This is a genomic window from uncultured Methanofollis sp. (assembly GCF_937919355.1).
Taxonomy (GTDB): Archaea; Halobacteriota; Methanomicrobia; order Methanomicrobiales; family Methanofollaceae; genus Methanofollis.
The window spans coordinates 14,796-33,860 of sequence record NZ_CALFSA010000112.1; the positions used below are offsets into that span (position 1 = coordinate 14,796).

The following is a 19,065-nucleotide window of genomic DNA, read 5'->3' on the forward strand; positions in this document are numbered from 1 at the left end:
GGAGTGGCCGGAGAGGACCAGACTATCATGGGCATGCGGGCGGAGGGGGGGCGCTGGCTCCTCGTCCTCACCGGCATGCTCATCAACCTCTGCCTCGGCTCCATCTACTCCTGGAGCGTCTTCGTCGCCCCTCTGACCGACCACTTCGCCGCGGCCGGGACAGCGGTGACGGCGACCGGGATCCTCCTCCCCTTCTCCGTCTTTCTGGCATGCTTTGCTGTCGCCATGCCCCTTGCAGGGCGGTTCATCGAGGTGCGGGGGCCGCGGGTTGCCACGGCCGCGGGCGGCGTCCTGACAGGTCTCGGGTGGCTGCTCGCCTCCTATGCCGGTTCTGTGTCAATGCTCACCCTGATGTACGGGGTCGTCGGCGGCCTTGGCGTCGGGATCGTCTACGGTGTGCCGGTGGCGGTGGCGGCCAGGTGGTTTCCCGACAGGCGGGGGCTTGCGGTCGGGCTCACTCTCCTCGGCTTCGGCTTCTCCGCCTTCGTGACCGCAAACGTCGCCGGCGTTCTTATCGGGGCGGTCGGCGTGATGGAGACCTTCCGCGTCTTCGGCGTCGCCTTCATCCTCCTCCTCGTCCTCTGCGCCCTGCCCCTCTCCTTCCCGCCGCCCGGGTGGAGCCCGAAAGGCTGGCGCCCGCCCGAGGGGGGAGGGGGTGCGGCCTCCGAGTACAGGCGGGAGGATATGGTCAGGACGCCGGCCTTCTTCGGCCTCTTTGTCTGCTACTTCATCGGCTGCCTTGCCGGGCTGATGGCGATCTCCATCGCAAAGCCTGTCGGCACGGGAGTGGGGATCGAACCGGCGCTGGCGACCGCGCTTGTCGGTTTCTTCGCCCTCTTCAATGGCGGGGGTCGGCCGGTCTTCGGCGCCCTCACCGACAGGATCTCTCCCCGGATGACGGCGATGCTCTCCTTCGTCCTGATCGGTGCGGCGTCCGCGGCGATGTGGCTCTCACCCGCAGGCTGGACGTACGTCCCGGCCTTCGCCCTTCTCTGGGGATGCCTGGGCGGGTGGCTTGCGATCGCCCCGGCCACGACCGCCCTCTACTTCGGGACCTCCGACTATCCCCGTTGCTATGGCGTGGTCTTCTTGGCCTACGGCGCCGGCGCCATCGCGGGGCCGCAGCTTGCAGGCTACGTGATGGCGGCGACAGGGAGTTACCTGGGCGTCTTCCCGGTCGTCACCCTCCTTGCGGCGGCCGGGTGTGCGACGGCATGGGTTTTCCTGAGGAGACCGTGAAATTCGACCCCTATTTTTCCGGGGTCGGTATGCCGATGTATCTCTCAACTCTCTTCTGGAGAGTCTCGATCTCCTCTGTATGCCTCCCGTAATAGTCCATCTTTCTGGCCAGTATGAGGCATTCGCGTGCACGGGAGAGATTCGGCATCCTTGCAGGGATGTTCTGCACTTTTTTTGTGTCCTCCTCTGGCCTCACCTCGTCCAGTTCGCCGAGTGTGGTGCAGGCCCTGGCAAGAGCAAGGAACTTTCCTGCCGTCGGCCTACTCTTCAGACCATTCGTGAGTTCGGTGATGCTCTCTATGAGGAGCAATTTTTTGTTTCCGGGACCAGAAAGGTACTCTGTGTACCTGGAGAGGCCGAGGCAGTAGTCGTAGCAATGAGAATAGGTCTTGTTTTTTAGGCCTTCTTTGATCTTTTCTGCTGCGTTTCCCAGATATTTTGCCACTTCCCCGGAAGAAATACCCCGCAGGATATGTGAATATGCCATGCCGAGATATGAACAGAACTGGATATCCTTGATGTTGATGTCATCTTCAAGGTCTCTTCCGAGATCGGTATTACGGTCTGCACCACGATCGGTTTTAGGAGGACTGATTGCCCTCCTGAATTCTTCCTCTGCCAGGTCGTAGTCCCGGTTTCGAAGGTATGCCCATGCAAGCCTGTAGGTAATTCCCCTGTTCAGGGCTGACGTGTTGCCTTTGCAGACGTCTTCCGTGATCTGGCGGGCGACCTGGAAGACCTCAATGGCACGGACATACTTCTGCCTGATCGATAGGAGACGTCCAAGCCAGTAATAGGTACGTATCGTTCCTTTCAGGAACACTTCCTCGTTATTCTGTGCCTCAGTTGCCTTGAATATTCGGTGCCGGTATATCAGGAGTGCATTCTCCAGGTTTTTCTTACCCCCTGTCAGGATCTGATCATAATTCTGAGGATGGGAGGTGATGACCTGTTTTACCGAGGCGATCCCAATGTATTCGGAGATCCTGGGATCCTGTGGCCTGAGTGGGAGTGTCGTCGTCCAGAATCCGATTGCAAGGTCATATCTCTTTTTCCGATAGTGCAGGCATGCGAGGTCATAGTGTTTCTGAAAGGTGAGAGGATCTTTCCAGTACGGCAACCATGTTGTGTAGAGTTTTTCCCCGCACTTTGATTCCCCGCACGAGGTGATCTTTAACTGATGGTCGGTGCAATACTCCCTGTGAGACCTATATATTATGCGTTTCATTTCGTTATCGATATCATCTCCTTTCAGATCTTCAACAATCTCATTAAGTTCTACCAATTCTTCTTCGGTCACTTTCCTGACAACTTCTCTTTCATTCTCAGGATCCGTTTTTTCCATCTCTATGATCTGGCGGGATCCTTCTTCCCCCCGCCGCACCCCCCCTGCTCTCATGAGGCACTTCTCAGAGATGGTGAGAGCCAGGTCATATTTCGTCATATCAGGGGCGATCTCAGTCGCCATCTTGAATGCTTTGACCGCTTTATCCCACTCCTCTCCCTTGAGATGTATCCGACCGCAGGTATAGTAGACCTCAGGACAGGTTGGATCGATGGAGATGGCGTGGGAGATGAGACACTCAGCGTATGAGATGTTCGAGTGGGCATATGCATAGGCGAGTGAACTCAAGGACTCCTGCATCATCCTGCATGCGGTCTCCTCTCTGGCAAGTTCTGAGACTGTTGTCGGTGACGATGCAAGGTATGCTTGATACTGCCTCCACGCTGAGAGTGTTGCCTCCTGGAGGTCGAAGACGACCTGATCGAAACTGCTGTAGAAATGATGGATATTGTTCTGAATCTGGTTGAAAACGTCCCCAACTGGACTATGATTATATGCCCTGAGATAGGCCTCCCCTCTGACCTTGAAGACCTCTGGAACGTCTTTGCGACGATTTTTTATCAGAGCCCTCTCTGCCTGATCGAGGTTTGCGATGATTACCTGACATTTTGAGAGATTATTGGAGGATGGAGCCCCATCCCGGTGATGTGCGGATGAGTCTGATCGTATGATCTTGTTTTTGTCTCGAGATTGAGCGCCAATAAAAGATATTTTAGATATCGTGGCAATTTGGGAGATCCCTTGAATCAAATAGAATATCCACTGAATCCGGCATGGCGGGTATTTTGTTGTATCTCCTTTTGAGCAGAACGCTTTTTTCCTATCTTTTATGTTTTGATACAGGGCGTTCACCGCTTTTGCATAGTAGGGTTCCCACTGTGAGTGGTCGATCTCGGTCGCATGGGAAAATGCCTTCTCTGCGGCATCGTATCGTTTCATTTCAGAATAGACGATGCCAAGGTTGTACCAGGCAAATTTGTAACCTTCATCATATCCGAGTGCCTCAACAAATTTGTCCTCCGCTTTTTTGAGGTATTTTATCTGGTTTTTTGGTGACCAGAGACACTCTCGGTACTTTTCGAGACCCTGGATGAATGCCCGTGTCGACTCCCAGCGCTGGGTCTTTCCGCGTGTCATACCAGTGAAGATCCGGTAGGCAAGTTCTGAGGCCATCTCTGCGCAGAGAGTCTCCTCTTGTTCTCCGTTCTCTTCATCTGGTCGATTTTTTGGCGGGTGTATCGTGTTCACTTTTTGGGCCTGTCCCTCCTGCATCTGACGCGTGACCTGCCAACTAATATTTTTGGGAGATACCAGCACTGCACTGAGTCTGATCGTCCTGTCTTCACGGTCTACCGAGAGGAGGAGGCGAGGGCCCTTCAGTACCTTGTTTATCATGGACAACAAAAATCCGGCAGGGACGGATACCGGGCCGATACCGACTTCAGTCTCTGAAAGGGTTACATCACTGAGGAGGGTGTCCAGACTCCCTGATCTCAGGGACGCCGAGGTGATGTCGCATCTCTCTGCCATAGAGGTCTTAATAGGGCGTTGCTCGTTGACATCACTGTAAACGCGATAAATCCTATTGAGTTCTTCGATGAGCATCAATTGGTAGTTCGGTGCTTCTTTTTTATCGCCATTATTCTTGTTATTGTCATTTTTTTTCTTTGAATCCTGAACATCTTCGATGATCAGCGTTTTACGCGCCCGGTTGAGTTGCCCGAGGACGATGAAAGCGACAGTGAGGATCAGGATCGGAGTGATAAGATCGCGGGAAAAGAGTGTATTGAGACTTTGAACGATGTAGTAAATTATATTGTTTAGTTTTTCTTGGGAGAGATCGGATATTATCAGGTTAATGAATATGACGAACCATATGACACTGGTGCTGAGCAAGAAATTTTGGAGGAGAATTAATATTGTTTTGTTTATCCATTTCGTGAATCTATAATATGCTTTTTTGATCCTGATCTCCCATGGGAGGAAGAGTATTCGCCCCTGTTTCAGATCAGATCGATATTTCCGTACGTAGGTGTGATCCAGCGAAATCAACCATAAAAAAACTATGATCAGAAGTACTGCAGATAGGACGATGAAAGTTGTAAAAAATATCCCTTGCGTCTCCGGGATGTGCAGAATTGAATAGAGTCCCCACAGAATGACTCCGATTACCATGGCGAAGATTGCGGTCTGTATACCTATAATGACCAAATGTAGCGTGAGAGTGAGCAGACATTTCAGGGGATCTATTCTGCACTCGCGATCTTGCATCCCCGCTGGCCCCCCGGAACCGGTGCGTAGAAAGGGTATGCCATTCTATAAGAACGTTGCCCATGGATGGCTCGACTGGTGTTTCAACCGAGTTATTCAAGCGTCTGTCCTTTCATTTTTGATCTTCCCCCACCGAAACCTCCATATCCCGGACAGCAACATCCCCCCGCATGACAGGCCCTCGACCCTTCCTTGTCGGTGGGGAGTGGCGGACGAGCGAGACGACTCTTGAAGTCCGTTTTCCGTACGACGACTCCCTCGTCGACACCGTCTGCCTCGCCGGTGTGGTCGACCTGGAGGACGCCGTCCGCTCTGCGCAGCACGGTTTCAGTCAGACCCGGAAACTCCCGACACATGAACGGATCCATGTACTCAAACGCCTTGCCGATCTGATCGAAGACCGGAAGGACGAGGTCGCGGCAACTATCACCCTCGAAACCGGGAAGACCATTGCCATGGCCAGAGCCGAGGTAGAGCGCGCCGTCGAGACGATCATCCTCTGTGCGGAGGAGGCCGGGCGTATCTACGGGGAGGTGATCCCCCTCGACCTCTCCCCTGCTACGGCCGGCAGGACTGGATATCTCCGTCGTGTCCCCGTGGGTACGGTGCTTGCTATCACCCCCTTCAACTTCCCCTTCAATCTCGCCTGCCACAAGATCGGTCCGGCGGTCGCCGCCGGCAATGCCGTGATCCTGAAACCGTCCTCCAAGACCCCGCTCTCCGCTCTCATCCTGGGCGAACTCCTCATCGAGGCCGGGTACCCCAAAAATGCCGTCTCAGTCCTCCCGTGTACTCCCGGTGTCGCCGAATGGATGGTGCAGGACGGCCGTATCGCCTACCTCTCTTTCACTGGCAGTCCGGCAGTCGGCTGGCACCTCCGCGAGATCGCCGGGAGAAAAAAGGTCGGCCTCGAACTCGGCGGGAACGCTGCGGTGATCGTGGACGCTGACGCGGACCTCCCCTATGCGGCGGAGAGGATCGTGCAGGGCGGTTTTTCCGGTGCGGGGCAGGTCTGCATCTCTGTCCAGCGGGTCTTCCTCCACCGCTCGGTGTATGCCGAATGCCTGGAGATGGTCCTGGAACGGACCGGTGCTCTCAGGACCGGCGACCCCCGCGACCCTGCCGTCGATGTGGGCCCCATGATCTCGGAGGAAGCCGCGGCCGAGGAAAAAGTCCGTGAAGCCGTCTCCGGCGGTGCGACCGTCCTCGCCGGTGGGACACGGGCGGGCACTCTCTTCGCCCCGACGATCCTCGCCGACACCCTGCCGGCGATGCGGGTGAACGCGACGGAGATGTTTGCACCGGTGATCACTGTCACCCCCTTCGACGATTTCGCAACCGCCCTTGCCGCGGCGAACGACTCCCCCTTCGGTCTCCAGACAGGTATCTTCACCGATCGCCTTGAACGTGCTTTCCATGCCTTTGACGAGTGTGAGGCAGGTGCCCTCGTCGTCAACGATGTCCCGACATTCAGGGCCGACGCCATGCCCTACGGTGGGGTGAAGGCGTCAGGGTCGGGGAGGGAAGGGCCCAGGTACGCGATCGAGGAGATGACCGAGCCGCGGCTGATGGTCCTGAACAGGCGTGTGTGACCCGGCCCCCTCATGCCTGGGCCCCGGGATCGGGAAGATTTGCCCGCTCCTGCACCGACCGGTACCCTTTTTTTGGGACCAGAATCTCGAAGCGTGCTCCTTTTCCATACACTCCTGTCTCTCTGATAGCGATCCCGGTGATCCCCAGGATCTCCCTGCAGAGGAAGAGGCCGAGGCCGGTGTTGTTGCCATATCCCCGCCTGAAGATCTTCTCCTTCTCGTCGCCTCTGACCCCGACACCGTTGTCCTCCCAGACAATTGTCAGAGTCCCATCTTCATCGATTCTGCTTGAAACCCGGACTCTCGTGACCCTTTTTCCATGCCTGACGGCATTGTCGAGGAGGTTGTAGAAGACCCGCCCGAAGAGGGGGTCGGCGTACACCTCCATTTTCTGGAGACCGGTCTCGATAGTGACACCGTCCTGCCTGAGCCTGGCTATATGCCACCTGATGTCTGACCAGTGTGGTTCCCGGACGCCGAGGTCCTGGTAGTCGCGGGCGAACTCGAGTTGTTCCCTGATGTTCTGTGCCGAGAACTTTATCCGTGCGAGGTTTTCCTGGACCCCTGCTTCCCTGCTATCTTCCATCGCGATTTCAAGGTACCCGAGGAGGACGGTGAGCTGGTTGAGGATATCGTGACGGGTGATACTGTTCATGATCGTGAGTTTCTCGTTGGTTCGACTGAGCGACTCCGAGAACCTTTTGAGTTCATCGGCATGATATTCTAGTTCTTTTTCAAGTATCAGCCGTTCTGTAAGGTCTGTCAATATGATGAGGACGGCGTCGCGGTTTTTGATTGTGATGGGAGCAACCCGCAGGGTCACCCGCAGGATACCGCCTGTTTTAGTCCTGATGCCGACCTCGAATGACCGGTTTCTGTCTCCAGTGACCGTCTCCTGTACCGCGGTCCCGAAGTCCTGCAGGGACGACTCCGCGATGAAGGACTGCACTGCCTTCCCTCTCAGGCCTCCCCTCGTGTAACCGAGGGCGGCCTCCGCTGCAGGGTTGGCGAAGATGACCTCCCCTTCCTGTGTCAGCGCGAAGATGTACTCGGGGAGGCCGTCGATCAGTGCCCTGCTGAGGTCTGAACTCTCCTGTGCCTCGGCCTCGGCCTGTTTTCTTTCGGTGACGTCGCGGAGGGTGACGACGATCGCCATCTTTTCTTTCCAGGTTATGGTGCTGCTGAGACCTTCGACCCGCCGCACCCTGCCTGCCGGGGTGACAAGTGTGTATTCTGAAGGGACGGCGGCGTTGTCTCCTCTGACTCTCAGCAGGTCCCTGTAGCCGGCACGCGCCTTGTCCTGACTCACGAACTCATGGATGTTCCTCCCGATGCAGTCACCGGTGGAAGGGAGGTCGACCAGTCCACAGGCGGCCCTGTTTGCGTATTTGATACTGCCATTCTCATCGACGATCAGGACACCATCACGGATGGCCTCAAGAAGAGTGGTGAAGAATTGTTCCCGCTCTTTCAGGCATTTTTCAGCCCTTTTCTCTTCGGCGATATCGGTGAAACTCCACACCCCGCCCATGGTCTCACCGTCGATCGTCTTCAGGGGCCCGGGAAGATATTCGATGGTCCTGTCGTCGGCACATTCGAGAGTGCCGTGCTGTAATCCTGTTGCGCCATCTGCATGCGGCCCTGATCTGTCTGTACATGTCTGCGATTTTTTTCAACTGTGTGATTATCGTCTCGTGGGGAGTTCTGCTTTTGCCGGGGCATGATGTCTCTGGACCGCTCCACATCCCCCTGAAGACTCTACTGTAAGCAAGAGACGGACCATCACCGGCAGTATGGACGAGTTCCGGGATCTGGTCTGTCGTCCCGCATTCCTCTGTTGGCGTCCGGTCCATCTCATCAGGCCCATCAAAGAAGATAAATGGTGCACGGCATCCATTCTCCCGTGCCGCCTGCAGGAGGTCGACGCTTTTCATGCCGGACATCTCCGCGGCAGAATAGATGACATCACAGGACTCTTTTTCGGGAGCAGGAACACCTCTACCCCTGGATTTAATGCCGTGATAGAAAAATCGCCTGTGTCATTGAGGTTCTGACGGATACAGTCGGTTGCCCCGCTTTTGTCATTAACACAGAGAAGGGATATCATCGAGTTCGCCAGCAGAGTGTGCGATGGTACGCTAAAGGTGCATTCTGTATTTATGCAAGGTGGTATTTATACATTGTAATGCCGTGACGTTTCTTTTGCCAGTTTTATGGAATTTTTTGCATTTGATGACCTTCAAATCCTGAAATATATCAGCACGTTTTTTTATTCTGTGGTCATCGGAGGGAAGGGATAATCCCCGGGCGCCGGTATGTGACCTGCCCCATCGAGGCGAGGAGGTCGTCGTCCTCGTAGAGCCATCGGGCAGACTGCTGGTGAAAACCGTTCCGCCGGTGTGAAGGGGGAAAGTTGGTAAAAAAGGGATTTATAACTCCTTCAGCCTCAGGTATCGTACCTTGACGCTTCTTCAAGGGGTGCAAGAGAGGCGCTGATTTCTTTTCTGAGGTCGCGGGTGATCATGTCCCTCGCCGCACCGGGCATATCCCATATCTCTTCAAGGGCGTCGGTGATGATGCCGACGACGTCCTCCGTTATCTCCTCGGGGTCGAGGGCGTCGGGGTCGAAGTATGCTCCGTCTTTGTCCCCTTCGTCGTCTTCTCCCGGTTCGTACAGGGCTTCGTCCATCCTGTCAGAGAAATAGACCTCAATGTCTTCCCTGACCCGGTCCCAGAGTCTGCCGGGCACATGGTCGGAGAGGTACCGGCGATAATAATCGTCGAGGACCGCGTTCACGTCGGGGGTGCAGTCCTCATACTGCTGCCAGTCGACAGTAGCCATAATCTCCCCTTCTCTTTCCCAGAGATAGGTTTTGCGAATTTATTCTGCTGGCATGCCGGCACCGGGCCGCTGCCTTCATCCCTTCCTGCGTGAAAACCCCATGTATGAGCGACGATCCCCGGACAGGCACCACCTGCCCATTCTGCGGTCCCTCTCCCGCCGACATCGTCCTGCAGAATGCCCTCGCCTACGCGAGGGCCGACGCCTTCCCGGTGAACCCGGGCCACACCCTCATCGTCCCCTTCAGGCATGTCCCCTCCTTCTTCGAGGTGACAGAGGCGGAGCGGGTTGCGCTCCTCGACCTCCTCTGCCGCTGTCGGGACGTTCTGGAGGAGAGGTATCATCCTGACGGCTGGAATATCGGTGTCAATGTCGGCCCTGCCGCCGGACAGACCGTGCCCCACCTCCACGTCCACCTCATCCCGCGCTATGCCGGCGACGTCCCTGATCCCAGGGGTGGGGTCAGGGGAGTGGTCCCGGAGAAAAAGATGTATTAATTTTTCAGGAGACCGAGACGCTCCAGTTACCATCTGAGACGACGTTCAGATAGTAGGGGCCTTTCTCCTGGATGAACACCGGCACGGTCCCGTTGTAGGGGCCTATGTGCCCGCGGACAGGTCGGAGTTCCCTGTCAGTCGGGTCGAGGACGGGGTGGCCGGTCTGGTTGTACAGGTTGACGGCGAAGAACGACCTGCCGTCATTGGTGACGTTGAAGATGACCTCGCCGGCCGGGAGATCGATCCAGCCTGCGGCGTCGTCGCCGGACCCCTTGACGCTGAAGGGAAGGGCGTGTCCTGCCTCGCCGGCTACCTTCTCAACCTTCACAGTCCATGGACCGTCGGCGGTGACGTTCAGGGCATAGGGGCCTTCGCCATGGGCGAGATAGTCATAGGTGTCAGGGTTCCCCACTTCGAAGGCGAAGGGGCCTGAGTCGTTGGAGGCCACGGCAAAGCGGAACAGTCCGGCGTCTATCTGGATCATTTCCGAGGCATTGCCGGCCTGTGTATAGGCCGTCCCTGCCTGTGGTGTTTCGTTTTCTTTCTGGTCGCCCTGGGGGGCGGCCTGCATGCACCCGCAACAGAGGAGGACGGTGCAGAGGACGAGGGATACAAGAATCCTTTTTCTCATCCTATTTTGTTCGAAGTGTTCGGGTATATTTTGTTCCAGTACTTATGCTCATATAATCCGTTTGTATGATGCAACAAAAATGGATCATTCGTTTATTCCTGGGATTATTTGTGCTCAAGTTGGAAAAGGGATGCTTTCTGCATTTTATGGTTCCGGTCTCCTGTACATGTGCAGAATGGATGCTCTCCGTGACATTCCGGAGCAATCCGCTCGCGGCAAAACCGGCAATGAAATGACTCTGGCCAACGGAGATCAATAGAATGCTCTATCGACAGATCCCATCATCGGGAGAACCCCTCCCCGTCCTCGGCATGGGGTGCATGCGCCTCCCGCAGACACCCGCGGGCCGCATCGACGAGGGGGCGGCCGTCGCCCTGATCAGGGCGGCGATCGACGGCGGTGCGTCGTACATCGATACGGCGGTGCCCTATCACGGAGGAGAGTCAGAAACTGTTGTCGGCAGGGCCCTTGCCGACGGGTACCGCGAGAGGGCCTTCCTTGCAACGAAATTGCCCGCAAAGAGAGTTGAGTCCAGGGAGGATATGGACCGCCTTCTGGACGAGTCTCTCCGGCGCCTCGGCACCGACCACCTTGACGCCTACCTCATCCACGCCCTGACAAAGAGCCGGTGGAACAGACTCTGGGACATGGAGGTCGACCTCTTCCTCGACGAGGCGAAGGCCGACGGGAGGATCAGGTATGCAGGCTTCTCCTTCCATGATTCCCCAGATGCATTCAGGGAGATCGTCGATGCGTACGCCTGGGACCTCTGCCAGGTCCAGTACAACTATCTCGATACCTGTTATCAGGCCGGGACCGCAGGTGTCAGGTATGCGGCGGAGAAGGGCCTTGCCGTCGTCGTGATGGAACCCCTCCGTGGCGGCATGCTTGCCGCGCCGCCCGAGGGAGTCAGGACGATCTTCGACGCCGCCCCGGTCAGGCGGAGTCCCGCTGCGTGGGGCCTCCGCTGGGTCCTCGACCACCCTGAGGTGACGACCGTCCTCTCAGGCATGAACACCCCAGCACACCTTGCCGGGAACCTTGCGACCGCAGAGGAGGGCCTGCCCGGATCCCTCTCACCCGAAGAGCATGAGACCATCCAGAGGGTCAGGGACGCGTTCAGGGAGAAGATCCGCGTCCCCTGCACCGCCTGCCGCTACTGCATGCCCTGCCCCGGCGGCGTGAACATCCCCGAATGTCTTGCCCGCCTGAACGATATCGCCCTCTTCGGCGACCACGAGCATGCCGCGTTTTTCTACCGCCACGTCCTCGGCGACACGGGGTACGCCTCCCTCTGTGCGGAGTGCGGGGCCTGCGAGGAGATCTGCCCACAGGGGATCAGGGTGATCGACTGCCTCCACGAGGTCGCCGACCTCTTCGGGCGGTGAGGGATAGCAATATGAAGGCCGCACACCACTATCGCACTACGGAGACCTGAGATGAAGGTAGTTGCATTCAACGGGAGTCCGAGGAAGAACGGGAACACCGCCCGTCTTCTGCGGACCGTCCTCGCCGAACTGGAGAGAGAAGGCGTCGAGACCGAACTCGTCCACATCGGCGGGAAAAAAGTTCACGGCTGCACGGCCTGTGCGAAGTGTTTCGAGAACCAGGACGGGAAATGCGTCATCGACGACGACTTCGTCAATGACTGCATCGCGAAGATGGCCGAAGCAGACGGGATCATCATCGGGTCGCCGACCTACTTTGCGGACGTCAGCACCGAGACGAAAGCCCTCATTGACAGGGCGGGGTACGTGGCCCTCGCCAACGGCGGCATGTTCACTCGCAAGGCCGGTGCGGCCGTCGTCGCCGTCCGCCGCGCCGGTGCGGTCCATGCCTACGACACCATCAACCACCTCTTCGGGATCTCGCAGATGGTCACGGTCGGGTCGTCGTACTGGAACCTGGGCATCGGGCTTGCGCCGGGCGACGTCGAGAAGGATAAGGAAGGTCTGCAGACTATGCAGAACCTGGGGCAGAACATGGCCTGGTTGCTGAAGAAGATCCGGGCCTGAGTGGTTACAGTAGCCCGAACCAGACGGTGAATGAGAGGAGGACCATTGCAACGAGGACGACGACCAGTCCTTTATACAGGCACCCCGGGCAGATCTGGACCCGGCAACCGATGCACTCCGGGCAGAAGCCCTCGCTGCAGAACCGGCACTGACCGGTGATAGCATTTTCGGGGTGGCGGTCGCACCTCTCCATGCTTCCCCCTCCCCCTGATCTCTGATAAACATACCGGGAGCATACCCACTCCATGGCAGGAACGCGCTCTGCGAAGGACGCGGTGCATTCTGCCGATATCACCGTTTGCATCTCATTCCAGCCGCTGGAACGTCTCGTGAACCCCGACCTCGTGTAACCTGCGGGACTCTCATCCATGAACCCGCCTCAGACCGGGGCGGAAATATAATCTCTGACACAGATCTAATCTAGCAAAGAACTCTTGACCCGTATTTTTAATGGTGCACCACAATGACCGATTCAGTAGTTGACAGTATCCTTGCGGCCCGTTACCTCCGCAAGGGCGAAAAAAACTTCGACGACATCTGCCGGCGGGTGGCGACCGCACTCGCCCGCGACGATGCTGAGAAGGAAGAGTATTATGACGCCATGCGCTCCCTCTCCTTCCTCCCGAACTCCCCCACCCTGATGAACGCCGGCACAGAACTTGGCCAGCTCTCGGCCTGCTTCACCCTCCATGTCGGCGACTCGATCCCCGAGATCTTCCATGCCCTGGAATGGGGAGCGCTCATCCACAAGAGCGGCGGCGGCACAGGCTACAACTTCTCCCATATCCGCCCCGAGGGTGCGCCCGTCCAGTCCACAGACGGCGTCGCCTCAGGCCCCATCTCCTTCATGAAGGTCTTCAACGCCGCCACCGACGTGATCAAGCAGGGCGGCCGCAGGCGCGGGGCGAACATGGGCATCCTCAATGTCTGGCACCCCGACATCCTCAAATTCATCCACGCAAAGAACGTCGAGGGCGAACTCTCGAACTTCAACATCTCGGTGATGGTCAATGACCGGTTCATGGAGTTCGTCGAGTCCAGACAGTTGCAGAAGGTCTGGATCACTCACCCGTACACCGGCGAGGAGATCACGGTCGGCGCCATCTGGAACGGCATCGTCGACGGCATCTGGCGGAACGGCGAGCCCGGCGTCCTCTTCTACGACGAGATCAACAGGAAGAACCCGACGCCAAAACTCGGACCCATCGACACGACCAATCCATGTGTCACCGCGGAGACCTGGGTCATGACCACCGGGGGGCCCCGGCAGGTGCGTGACCTTATAGGCCGCAGTTTCGACGCCGTGGTCTGCGGTGTCGCCGTCCCCTCGGGCCAGGACGGGTTCTTCCCGACCGGGAGAAAGGAGGTGCTCTCTCTCTGCACCGAGGAGGGCTACCGCCTGCGGCTCACGGCCGACCACCCTGTCCGCCGTGTCTCCTCCCTCACCCGGTCTACCCTGGAGAGCGAGTGGGTCAGGGCCGGCGACCTTGCGCCGGGCGACCGCGTCCTCCTCCACGACCACCGCGCTCTTGCCGCGTGGGAGGGCGCCCTCACCGAAGAGCAGGGCTACCTCCTCGGGCTTCTCGTCGGCGACGGCACGCTCAAGCAGGACGCCGCCGTCCTCTCTGTCTGGTCAGGCAGTGGTGCCCGGTCGGTCATGGCCCATGCAGAGACCTGTGCCGGAACCCTCGACCACCGCTCAGACTTCTCCGGCTGGTTCCCGGTGGAGGGACGGGACGAGTTCAGGCTCAAACTTGCGGCTGTCCGCGACCTTGCCGCCGCGATGGGGATGGCGCCCGGTGCGAAGGGTATCACTCCTGCGATTGAGAAGGCCTCCTCGGCCGGGTACCGCGGCTTCCTCTCCGGCCTCTTCGACGCCGACGGCTCAGTCCAGGGCACGCCCGCGAAGGGGGTCAGCGTCAGGCTCTCCCAGAGCAACCGCTCACTCCTTCTCGCCGCACAGCGGATGCTCCTCCGCCTCGGTATCAGGAGCACGATCTACCGGCGCCGGCCTGCGGGCCTCAGGATCCTTCCTGACGGCCGCGGCGGTACAAAGCCGTACGCCGTGCGGCAGCAGTACGATCTTGCCGTCAGCGGGGAGAACCTCCTGACCTTCCGCGACCGTGTCGGGTTCAGGGACGAAGAGAAGGCCGGGAAACTCGACGGCCTCCTCTCGTCGTACACCCGGAGCCTGAAGAGGGAGCGCTTTGTTGCGACCGTTGCGTCGGTCGCCTCAGACGGCACCGAAGATGTCTATGACGTGCAGGTGCCGGGCGTGAACGCCTTCGACGCGAACGGGTTTGTGGCCCATAACTGTGGTGAACAACCGCTCCTCCCCTTCGAGTCCTGCGTTCTCGGGTCCATCAACCTGGCGAAGTTTGTCAGGGACGGCGCCATCGACGAGGAGGCGCTGAAGGGGATCACCCGCATGGCCATCCGCTTCCTGGACGCGGTCATCGACAGGAACGTCTTCCCGATCCCGCAGATCGAGGAAGCGACGAGAAAGACGAGAAAGGTCGGCCTCGGGCTGATGGGCGTCCACGACGCCCTGCTGATGCTCGGCCTGCCGTACGACTCAGACGAGGGGCGTGCCGTCTGCGACAGGGTGATGGACCTCATGACCAGGACCGCGGTCGATGAGTCCCACGCCCTCGCCGCGGAGAAGGGTACTTTCCCGGCCTTCGAGGGGAGCATCTGGGGCGAGTACGCGATGCGGAACGCCGCACTCACCACCATCGCCCCGACAGGCACCATCTCCCTCCTCGCCGGGTGCTCCTCCGGCATCGAGCCAGTCTTCTCCTATGCCTACACCCGGAAAAACACCGTGGGCAAGACCTTCGTGATGCTCCACCCGATCTTCGAGGCAGAACTGCGCCGCGTCGTCGGCGGCATGGGCCTCTCCTCCGAGGAGACGGAGAGCAGGGTCAAGGAGGTGATCGACCACGTCCACGAGACCGGCACGATCCGTGACGTTGCGTGGCTCCCCGCCTCGTTCAGGCACCTCTTCAGGACCGCCCTGGACATCGACTGGCGCGACCACGTGCGGATGCAGGCGGTCTTCCAGCAGCATGTCCATGCCTCCATCTCGAAGACGATCAACATGCCGAACGCGGCGACTCGCGAGGATATTGCCGAGGCCGTACTCATGGCCTGGAAGAGTCACCTCAAGGGCATGACCATCTACCGGACAGGCAGTCGCGAGGACGTTGTCCTGGCGCTCAAGGAGAAGAAACCGGCCCCCTTCTCGATCCCGGCACACGAACAGAAGGCGACGCGCCCGAAGGAACTCTCCGGCAAGACCTACCTCTGCCAGTCCGGGTGCTGCCGCCTGTACATCACCGTCAACCTCATGGACGGCAAGCCCTGGGAGGTCTTCATCAGGACGGTCGGGAGCGGCGGCTGCGAGGCGAACTCCAATGCCCTTGGCCGCGCCATCTCCACCGGCCTCCAGAACGGCGTGCCGTACCAGAAGTTCGTGCGGCAGTTCGCGAAGGTGAACTGCATCGTCGCCCTCAAGAACCCAGAGGCCGAGGGCCTCTCCTGTGCCGACGTCGTCGGCAAGTGCATCGACCTTGCGGCCTCGAAGCAGACGATCACCACCCTCGACACCTGGAAGATCGCCGACGTCACCGGCAAGAAGAAAAACCTCTGCCCGGAGTGTGGGGCCGAACTTGACTTTGGCGAGGGGTGCAACCAGGGGATCTGCAAGAACTGCGGCTGGAGCGGCTGCAGTTAATTCTTTTTTACCGCACGCGATACCAATCCTTATATGTCCGGTATGTCTACTTTCAGGCGGGAGTCCTATGGCCGGACAGGATAGTATTGGTGCTGTTGCCGTCACATACGGAGACAAAATAAAGTATGTCGTCCTTGATCAACCTCTTTTTGAACTGCTGGCCCAGATCAGGTCTGCGCCCGACAGCGAGTGGGAACACGACCTCTGCCGCTGTCTCCGGGCCGCCGATTTTGGGTCGTCTGTCGTGCACGTCGAGGACGAGAAACTGGAGCCCCTCTTTGCGGCGCTGGAAAGGCACCTTGCGGCACCAGAGCGCGCTGGACACTGACCGTCCCCTCAGTCAAAGCCCCGCACCGCTCCGACGGCGAGGACGAGCACCGGTATCATCTCCAGTCTTCCAAACCACATCAGGAAGATGAAGAGCCATTTTGAGACCTGGCTGATATCGGGGTTTGCAAAACCGGTGGAAAGTCCCACATTGCACATCGCCGAGACGGCCTCGAACATGACGTCTGCCACCTCGAAAGGTCCAGCGGCCTGGAGGTGGAGGAGGATGAGGCTTGCAAGCACCCCGGTGAAAATAAAGAGGAAGATGGTGAGCATCGTCTTTGCCACCGCGAATTCGGCGACTGTGCGGGGAACGGTCCGGCCTTCGTACCTGAAGGGCACGACCGCCCTGCTTGAGTGAAAGATGCGACGGAACCACCAGACAAGACCGTCGAAACCGGTGATGATCCGCCCGATCTTCATCCCGCCCGAGGTACTCCCCGAAGAACCGCCGATGAGCATCAGCATGGTGATGAAGAGGACCGTCGCCCCTGTCCACTCGAGGGGGTTTGTGTTCTGAAAACCGGTGCATGTGATGGCGCTCGTCACCATGAAGAGAGACTGGCGGAGGGCCGTGAGGGGGTCGAGGAGGTTCTTTGTCACCAGGTCTAAGGTCGTGACCAGGGTGCCGGTGACGACGAGGAGGAAGAGCACTCTCGCCTGTGGGTCTTTCAGGATGTTGATCCTCCGGTGGCTATGGAGCATCAGGTAGTAGAGTTTGAAGGGCAGGGCGCCGGCGAGCATCACCGGGATGACGAGCATTTCGAGGAGGACGTTGTTGTAGTAACTGATACCCGCGGTGTGGACGGAAAAACCACCTGTGGCGAGGGACGTCATGGCAATGTTGACAGCGTCCCAGAGGGAGATACCGGAGAGGAGGAGGAGGCCGGTAGAGAGGGCCGTGATCAGGATGTAGATCTGCCACATGCTCGTCGCCGTCGCCACGACGCCCGGCATCAGGGACTCGGATCTCCCTTCTGACCTGTACAGGCCCCTCTGGAGAGGGCCGGACCGCCGGGAAAGGGCGACGGTGAAAGCGATGATCCCGATGCCACCGAGCCACTGCATGAAGGACCGCCAGAAGAGGAGGGTCTTTGGCGTCCCGTCCACGTTGACGATGAGGGTGAGGCCGGTGTCGGTCCACCCCGACATCGCCTCGAAGACGCTGTCGGTGAAGGGCATGTGGGTGCCGATCGTGAAGGGGAGGGCGCCGACGAGGGCGCAGACAAACCATATGAAGGCGACGGCGGCGATGGCAACGGAGAGGTGCGCCTGCCCTGCCGGCACCCGCAGGGGGGAGAGCAGGCCGCCGATGATGAAGAAGGCGAGGGGTGCGGTCGCCATCGCCGGGAGAATGTTCCATTCTTTGTATATCATTCCGACGAGGAGGGGCGTGAGGCAGACGAGCCCGATCAGGAGGAATATCCTGCCCATGTCCGGAAGGATCGCCGCGATCTGGTCCCTGCCGCGCATGATACACCCTTCGTCCCCTGTGTTTTCATCAACTTTGCGGTGGGGTGAGGGATAAGGCTGGAAGGTACCCGACGCCGCAGAGCGGGTCGTTGGCTGACAGGTGTATCGGGGCGGGGAGGACACCGCAACGGGTCTTCAATGTCCCGCCGGGTCCGCTTCTGCACCTCCGAGCCGTACGGCGGGACCAGTACCGGCACCTCGACGTCTCAGTCGAACCGGCAAGGGCTCGACCTTCTTCTATACTCTGCTGCTGGAACCTGACCGCCGCCCCTCTTTCCCGGTTGCGATCGACGGCACCGGGTTCATGTCCATGGTCGTTCCTACCGAAAGAACCGCTCTTTAATTCGCCCGGCGTTCTCCTTGAGGTATCCGACGCCGATCATGGCAAAGGATGCTATGATGATAAGGATGATGAGCAGGGACAGGTTGTCACGGACCATCGGGATATTCCCGAAGAAGTACCCCCCGCCGACAAAGAGGAAGACCCAGGCAATGGCGCCAAGAATGTTGTAACTCACGAACCAGCGGTAGCGCATGTTCCCGATGCCCGCAACGAACGGCACGAAGGTCCGGACGATCGGGACGAAGCGGGCGAGAAAGATCGAGATCTTCCCGTGCCGGTCGAAGAACTCCTGCGCCTGCCGGACGTACTCCGGCTTGATGAAGCGATTGTTCCAGGCGAGGATCTTCTCGCCTGCTTTCTTCCCGATCCAGTAGTTGGTCTGGTCGCCAGCAAAAGCTGCGATCATCAGGAGCGGCAGCAGCACGCCGATGCTGAGCACCTCGGCACCGGCGAAGGCGCCGGCGACGAAGAGGAGCGAGTCCCCGGGGAGGAACGGCATGACGACGAAGCCGGTCTCTATGAATATGATCGCAAAGAGGAGGGCGTAGGTCCAGGCGCCGTACTGCTCGACGACGGGAAAGAGGTAGTCGTCCAGGTTGAGCAGGACGTCTACGAGCCCGGGAAGGGTCGCCGTCAGGAGCGGATGGGCGGCAAGCAAGGGAAACATGATCATCATGACCGGATCACTCTACCCTGTCAGTCGTTGCGACACTGTTTGGGCCGAAATGTTCGAGCCGTTCACGCGCCTCCTCGC

At 58.8% G+C, this 19,065-nt stretch carries 15 protein-coding genes; 7 read left to right on the forward strand and 8 right to left on the reverse strand.

What is annotated here, in order from left to right:
* Window positions 1–3 precede the first annotated feature (3 nt).
* Window positions 4–1,239, forward strand: coding sequence for an OFA family MFS transporter (locus tag Q0520_RS05290; RefSeq protein ID WP_342765240.1), 1,236 nt, complete (start codon window positions 4–6; stop codon window positions 1,237–1,239).
* Window positions 1,240–1,249: 10 nt separating this feature from the next.
* On the opposite strand, the gene Q0520_RS05295 is transcribed toward Q0520_RS05290, so the two are convergent.
* Window positions 1,250–4,759, reverse strand: a complete 3,510-nt coding sequence (locus tag Q0520_RS05295; protein ID WP_298667389.1) for a tetratricopeptide repeat protein — start codon at window positions 4,757–4,759, stop codon at window positions 1,250–1,252.
* A gap of 266 nt (window positions 4,760–5,025) precedes the next feature.
* Here Q0520_RS05295 and Q0520_RS05300 point away from each other — a divergent pair, with 266 nt between their 5' ends.
* Window positions 5,026–6,447 (forward strand): aldehyde dehydrogenase family protein, encoded by a 1,422-nt coding sequence (locus Q0520_RS05300; protein WP_298667390.1) that lies wholly within the window; start codon window positions 5,026–5,028, stop codon window positions 6,445–6,447.
* Window positions 6,448–6,457: 10 nt separating this feature from the next.
* Here Q0520_RS05300 and Q0520_RS05305 read toward each other — a convergent pair whose 3' ends face one another.
* The 3 genes from Q0520_RS05305 to Q0520_RS05315 form a co-directional block, all read right to left on the reverse strand.
* Entirely contained in the window at window positions 6,458–7,978 is a 1,521-nt protein-coding gene (locus tag Q0520_RS05305; protein WP_298667391.1) for a PAS domain-containing sensor histidine kinase, read from the reverse strand.
* Window positions 7,979–7,982: 4 nt separating this feature from the next.
* Window positions 7,983–8,381 (reverse strand): hypothetical protein, encoded by a 399-nt coding sequence (locus Q0520_RS05310; RefSeq protein WP_298667392.1) that lies wholly within the window; start codon window positions 8,379–8,381, stop codon window positions 7,983–7,985.
* Between the two features lie 512 nt (window positions 8,382–8,893).
* Window positions 8,894–9,289 (reverse strand): hypothetical protein, encoded by a 396-nt coding sequence (locus Q0520_RS05315; RefSeq protein ID WP_298667393.1) that lies wholly within the window; start codon window positions 9,287–9,289, stop codon window positions 8,894–8,896.
* A gap of 104 nt (window positions 9,290–9,393) precedes the next feature.
* Here Q0520_RS05315 and Q0520_RS05320 point away from each other — a divergent pair, with 104 nt between their 5' ends.
* Window positions 9,394–9,786: an HIT family protein gene (locus Q0520_RS05320; RefSeq protein ID WP_298667394.1), complete on the forward strand. Its 393-nt coding sequence runs from the start codon at window positions 9,394–9,396 to the stop codon at window positions 9,784–9,786.
* 4 nt (window positions 9,787–9,790) lie between these two features.
* Here Q0520_RS05320 and Q0520_RS05325 read toward each other — a convergent pair whose 3' ends face one another.
* Window positions 9,791–10,417: a hypothetical protein gene (locus Q0520_RS05325; protein ID WP_298667395.1), complete on the reverse strand. Its 627-nt coding sequence runs from the start codon at window positions 10,415–10,417 to the stop codon at window positions 9,791–9,793.
* A gap of 260 nt (window positions 10,418–10,677) precedes the next feature.
* Between Q0520_RS05325 and Q0520_RS05330 the strand changes: the two genes are divergently transcribed.
* Together Q0520_RS05330 and Q0520_RS05335 are read left to right on the forward strand one after the other, a co-directional pair.
* On the forward strand, window positions 10,678–11,805 hold the full coding sequence (locus Q0520_RS05330) for an aldo/keto reductase (RefSeq protein ID WP_298667396.1): 1,128 nt from the start codon (window positions 10,678–10,680) through the stop codon (window positions 11,803–11,805).
* Between the two features lie 51 nt (window positions 11,806–11,856).
* Window positions 11,857–12,432: a flavodoxin family protein gene (locus tag Q0520_RS05335; RefSeq protein ID WP_298667397.1), complete on the forward strand. Its 576-nt coding sequence runs from the start codon at window positions 11,857–11,859 to the stop codon at window positions 12,430–12,432.
* A gap of 4 nt (window positions 12,433–12,436) precedes the next feature.
* Here the strand turns inward: Q0520_RS05335 and Q0520_RS05340 are convergent, their stop codons facing one another.
* The gene (locus Q0520_RS05340; RefSeq protein WP_298667398.1) at window positions 12,437–12,625 is read right to left on the reverse strand and encodes a hypothetical protein; all 189 of its coding nucleotides are present in this window, start codon (window positions 12,623–12,625) and stop codon (window positions 12,437–12,439) included.
* A 270-nt stretch (window positions 12,626–12,895) separates the two neighbouring features.
* On the opposite strand from Q0520_RS05340, the gene Q0520_RS05345 reads away from it, so the two are divergent.
* Window positions 12,896–16,168, forward strand: coding sequence for an LAGLIDADG family homing endonuclease (locus Q0520_RS05345; protein ID WP_298667399.1), 3,273 nt, complete (start codon window positions 12,896–12,898; stop codon window positions 16,166–16,168).
* Window positions 16,169–16,235: 67 nt separating this feature from the next.
* A complete protein-coding gene (locus Q0520_RS05350; RefSeq protein ID WP_298667400.1) occupies window positions 16,236–16,496 on the forward strand; it encodes a hypothetical protein in 261 nt (86 codons plus the stop codon).
* A gap of 8 nt (window positions 16,497–16,504) precedes the next feature.
* Here the strand turns inward: Q0520_RS05350 and Q0520_RS05355 are convergent, their stop codons facing one another.
* Window positions 16,505–17,968, reverse strand: coding sequence for a TrkH family potassium uptake protein (locus Q0520_RS05355; protein ID WP_298667401.1), 1,464 nt, complete (start codon window positions 17,966–17,968; stop codon window positions 16,505–16,507).
* Between the two features lie 320 nt (window positions 17,969–18,288).
* A complete protein-coding gene (locus Q0520_RS05360) occupies window positions 18,289–18,987 on the reverse strand; it encodes a VTT domain-containing protein (protein ID WP_298667402.1) in 699 nt (232 codons plus the stop codon).
* Between the last annotated feature and the right edge of the window lie 78 nt (window positions 18,988–19,065).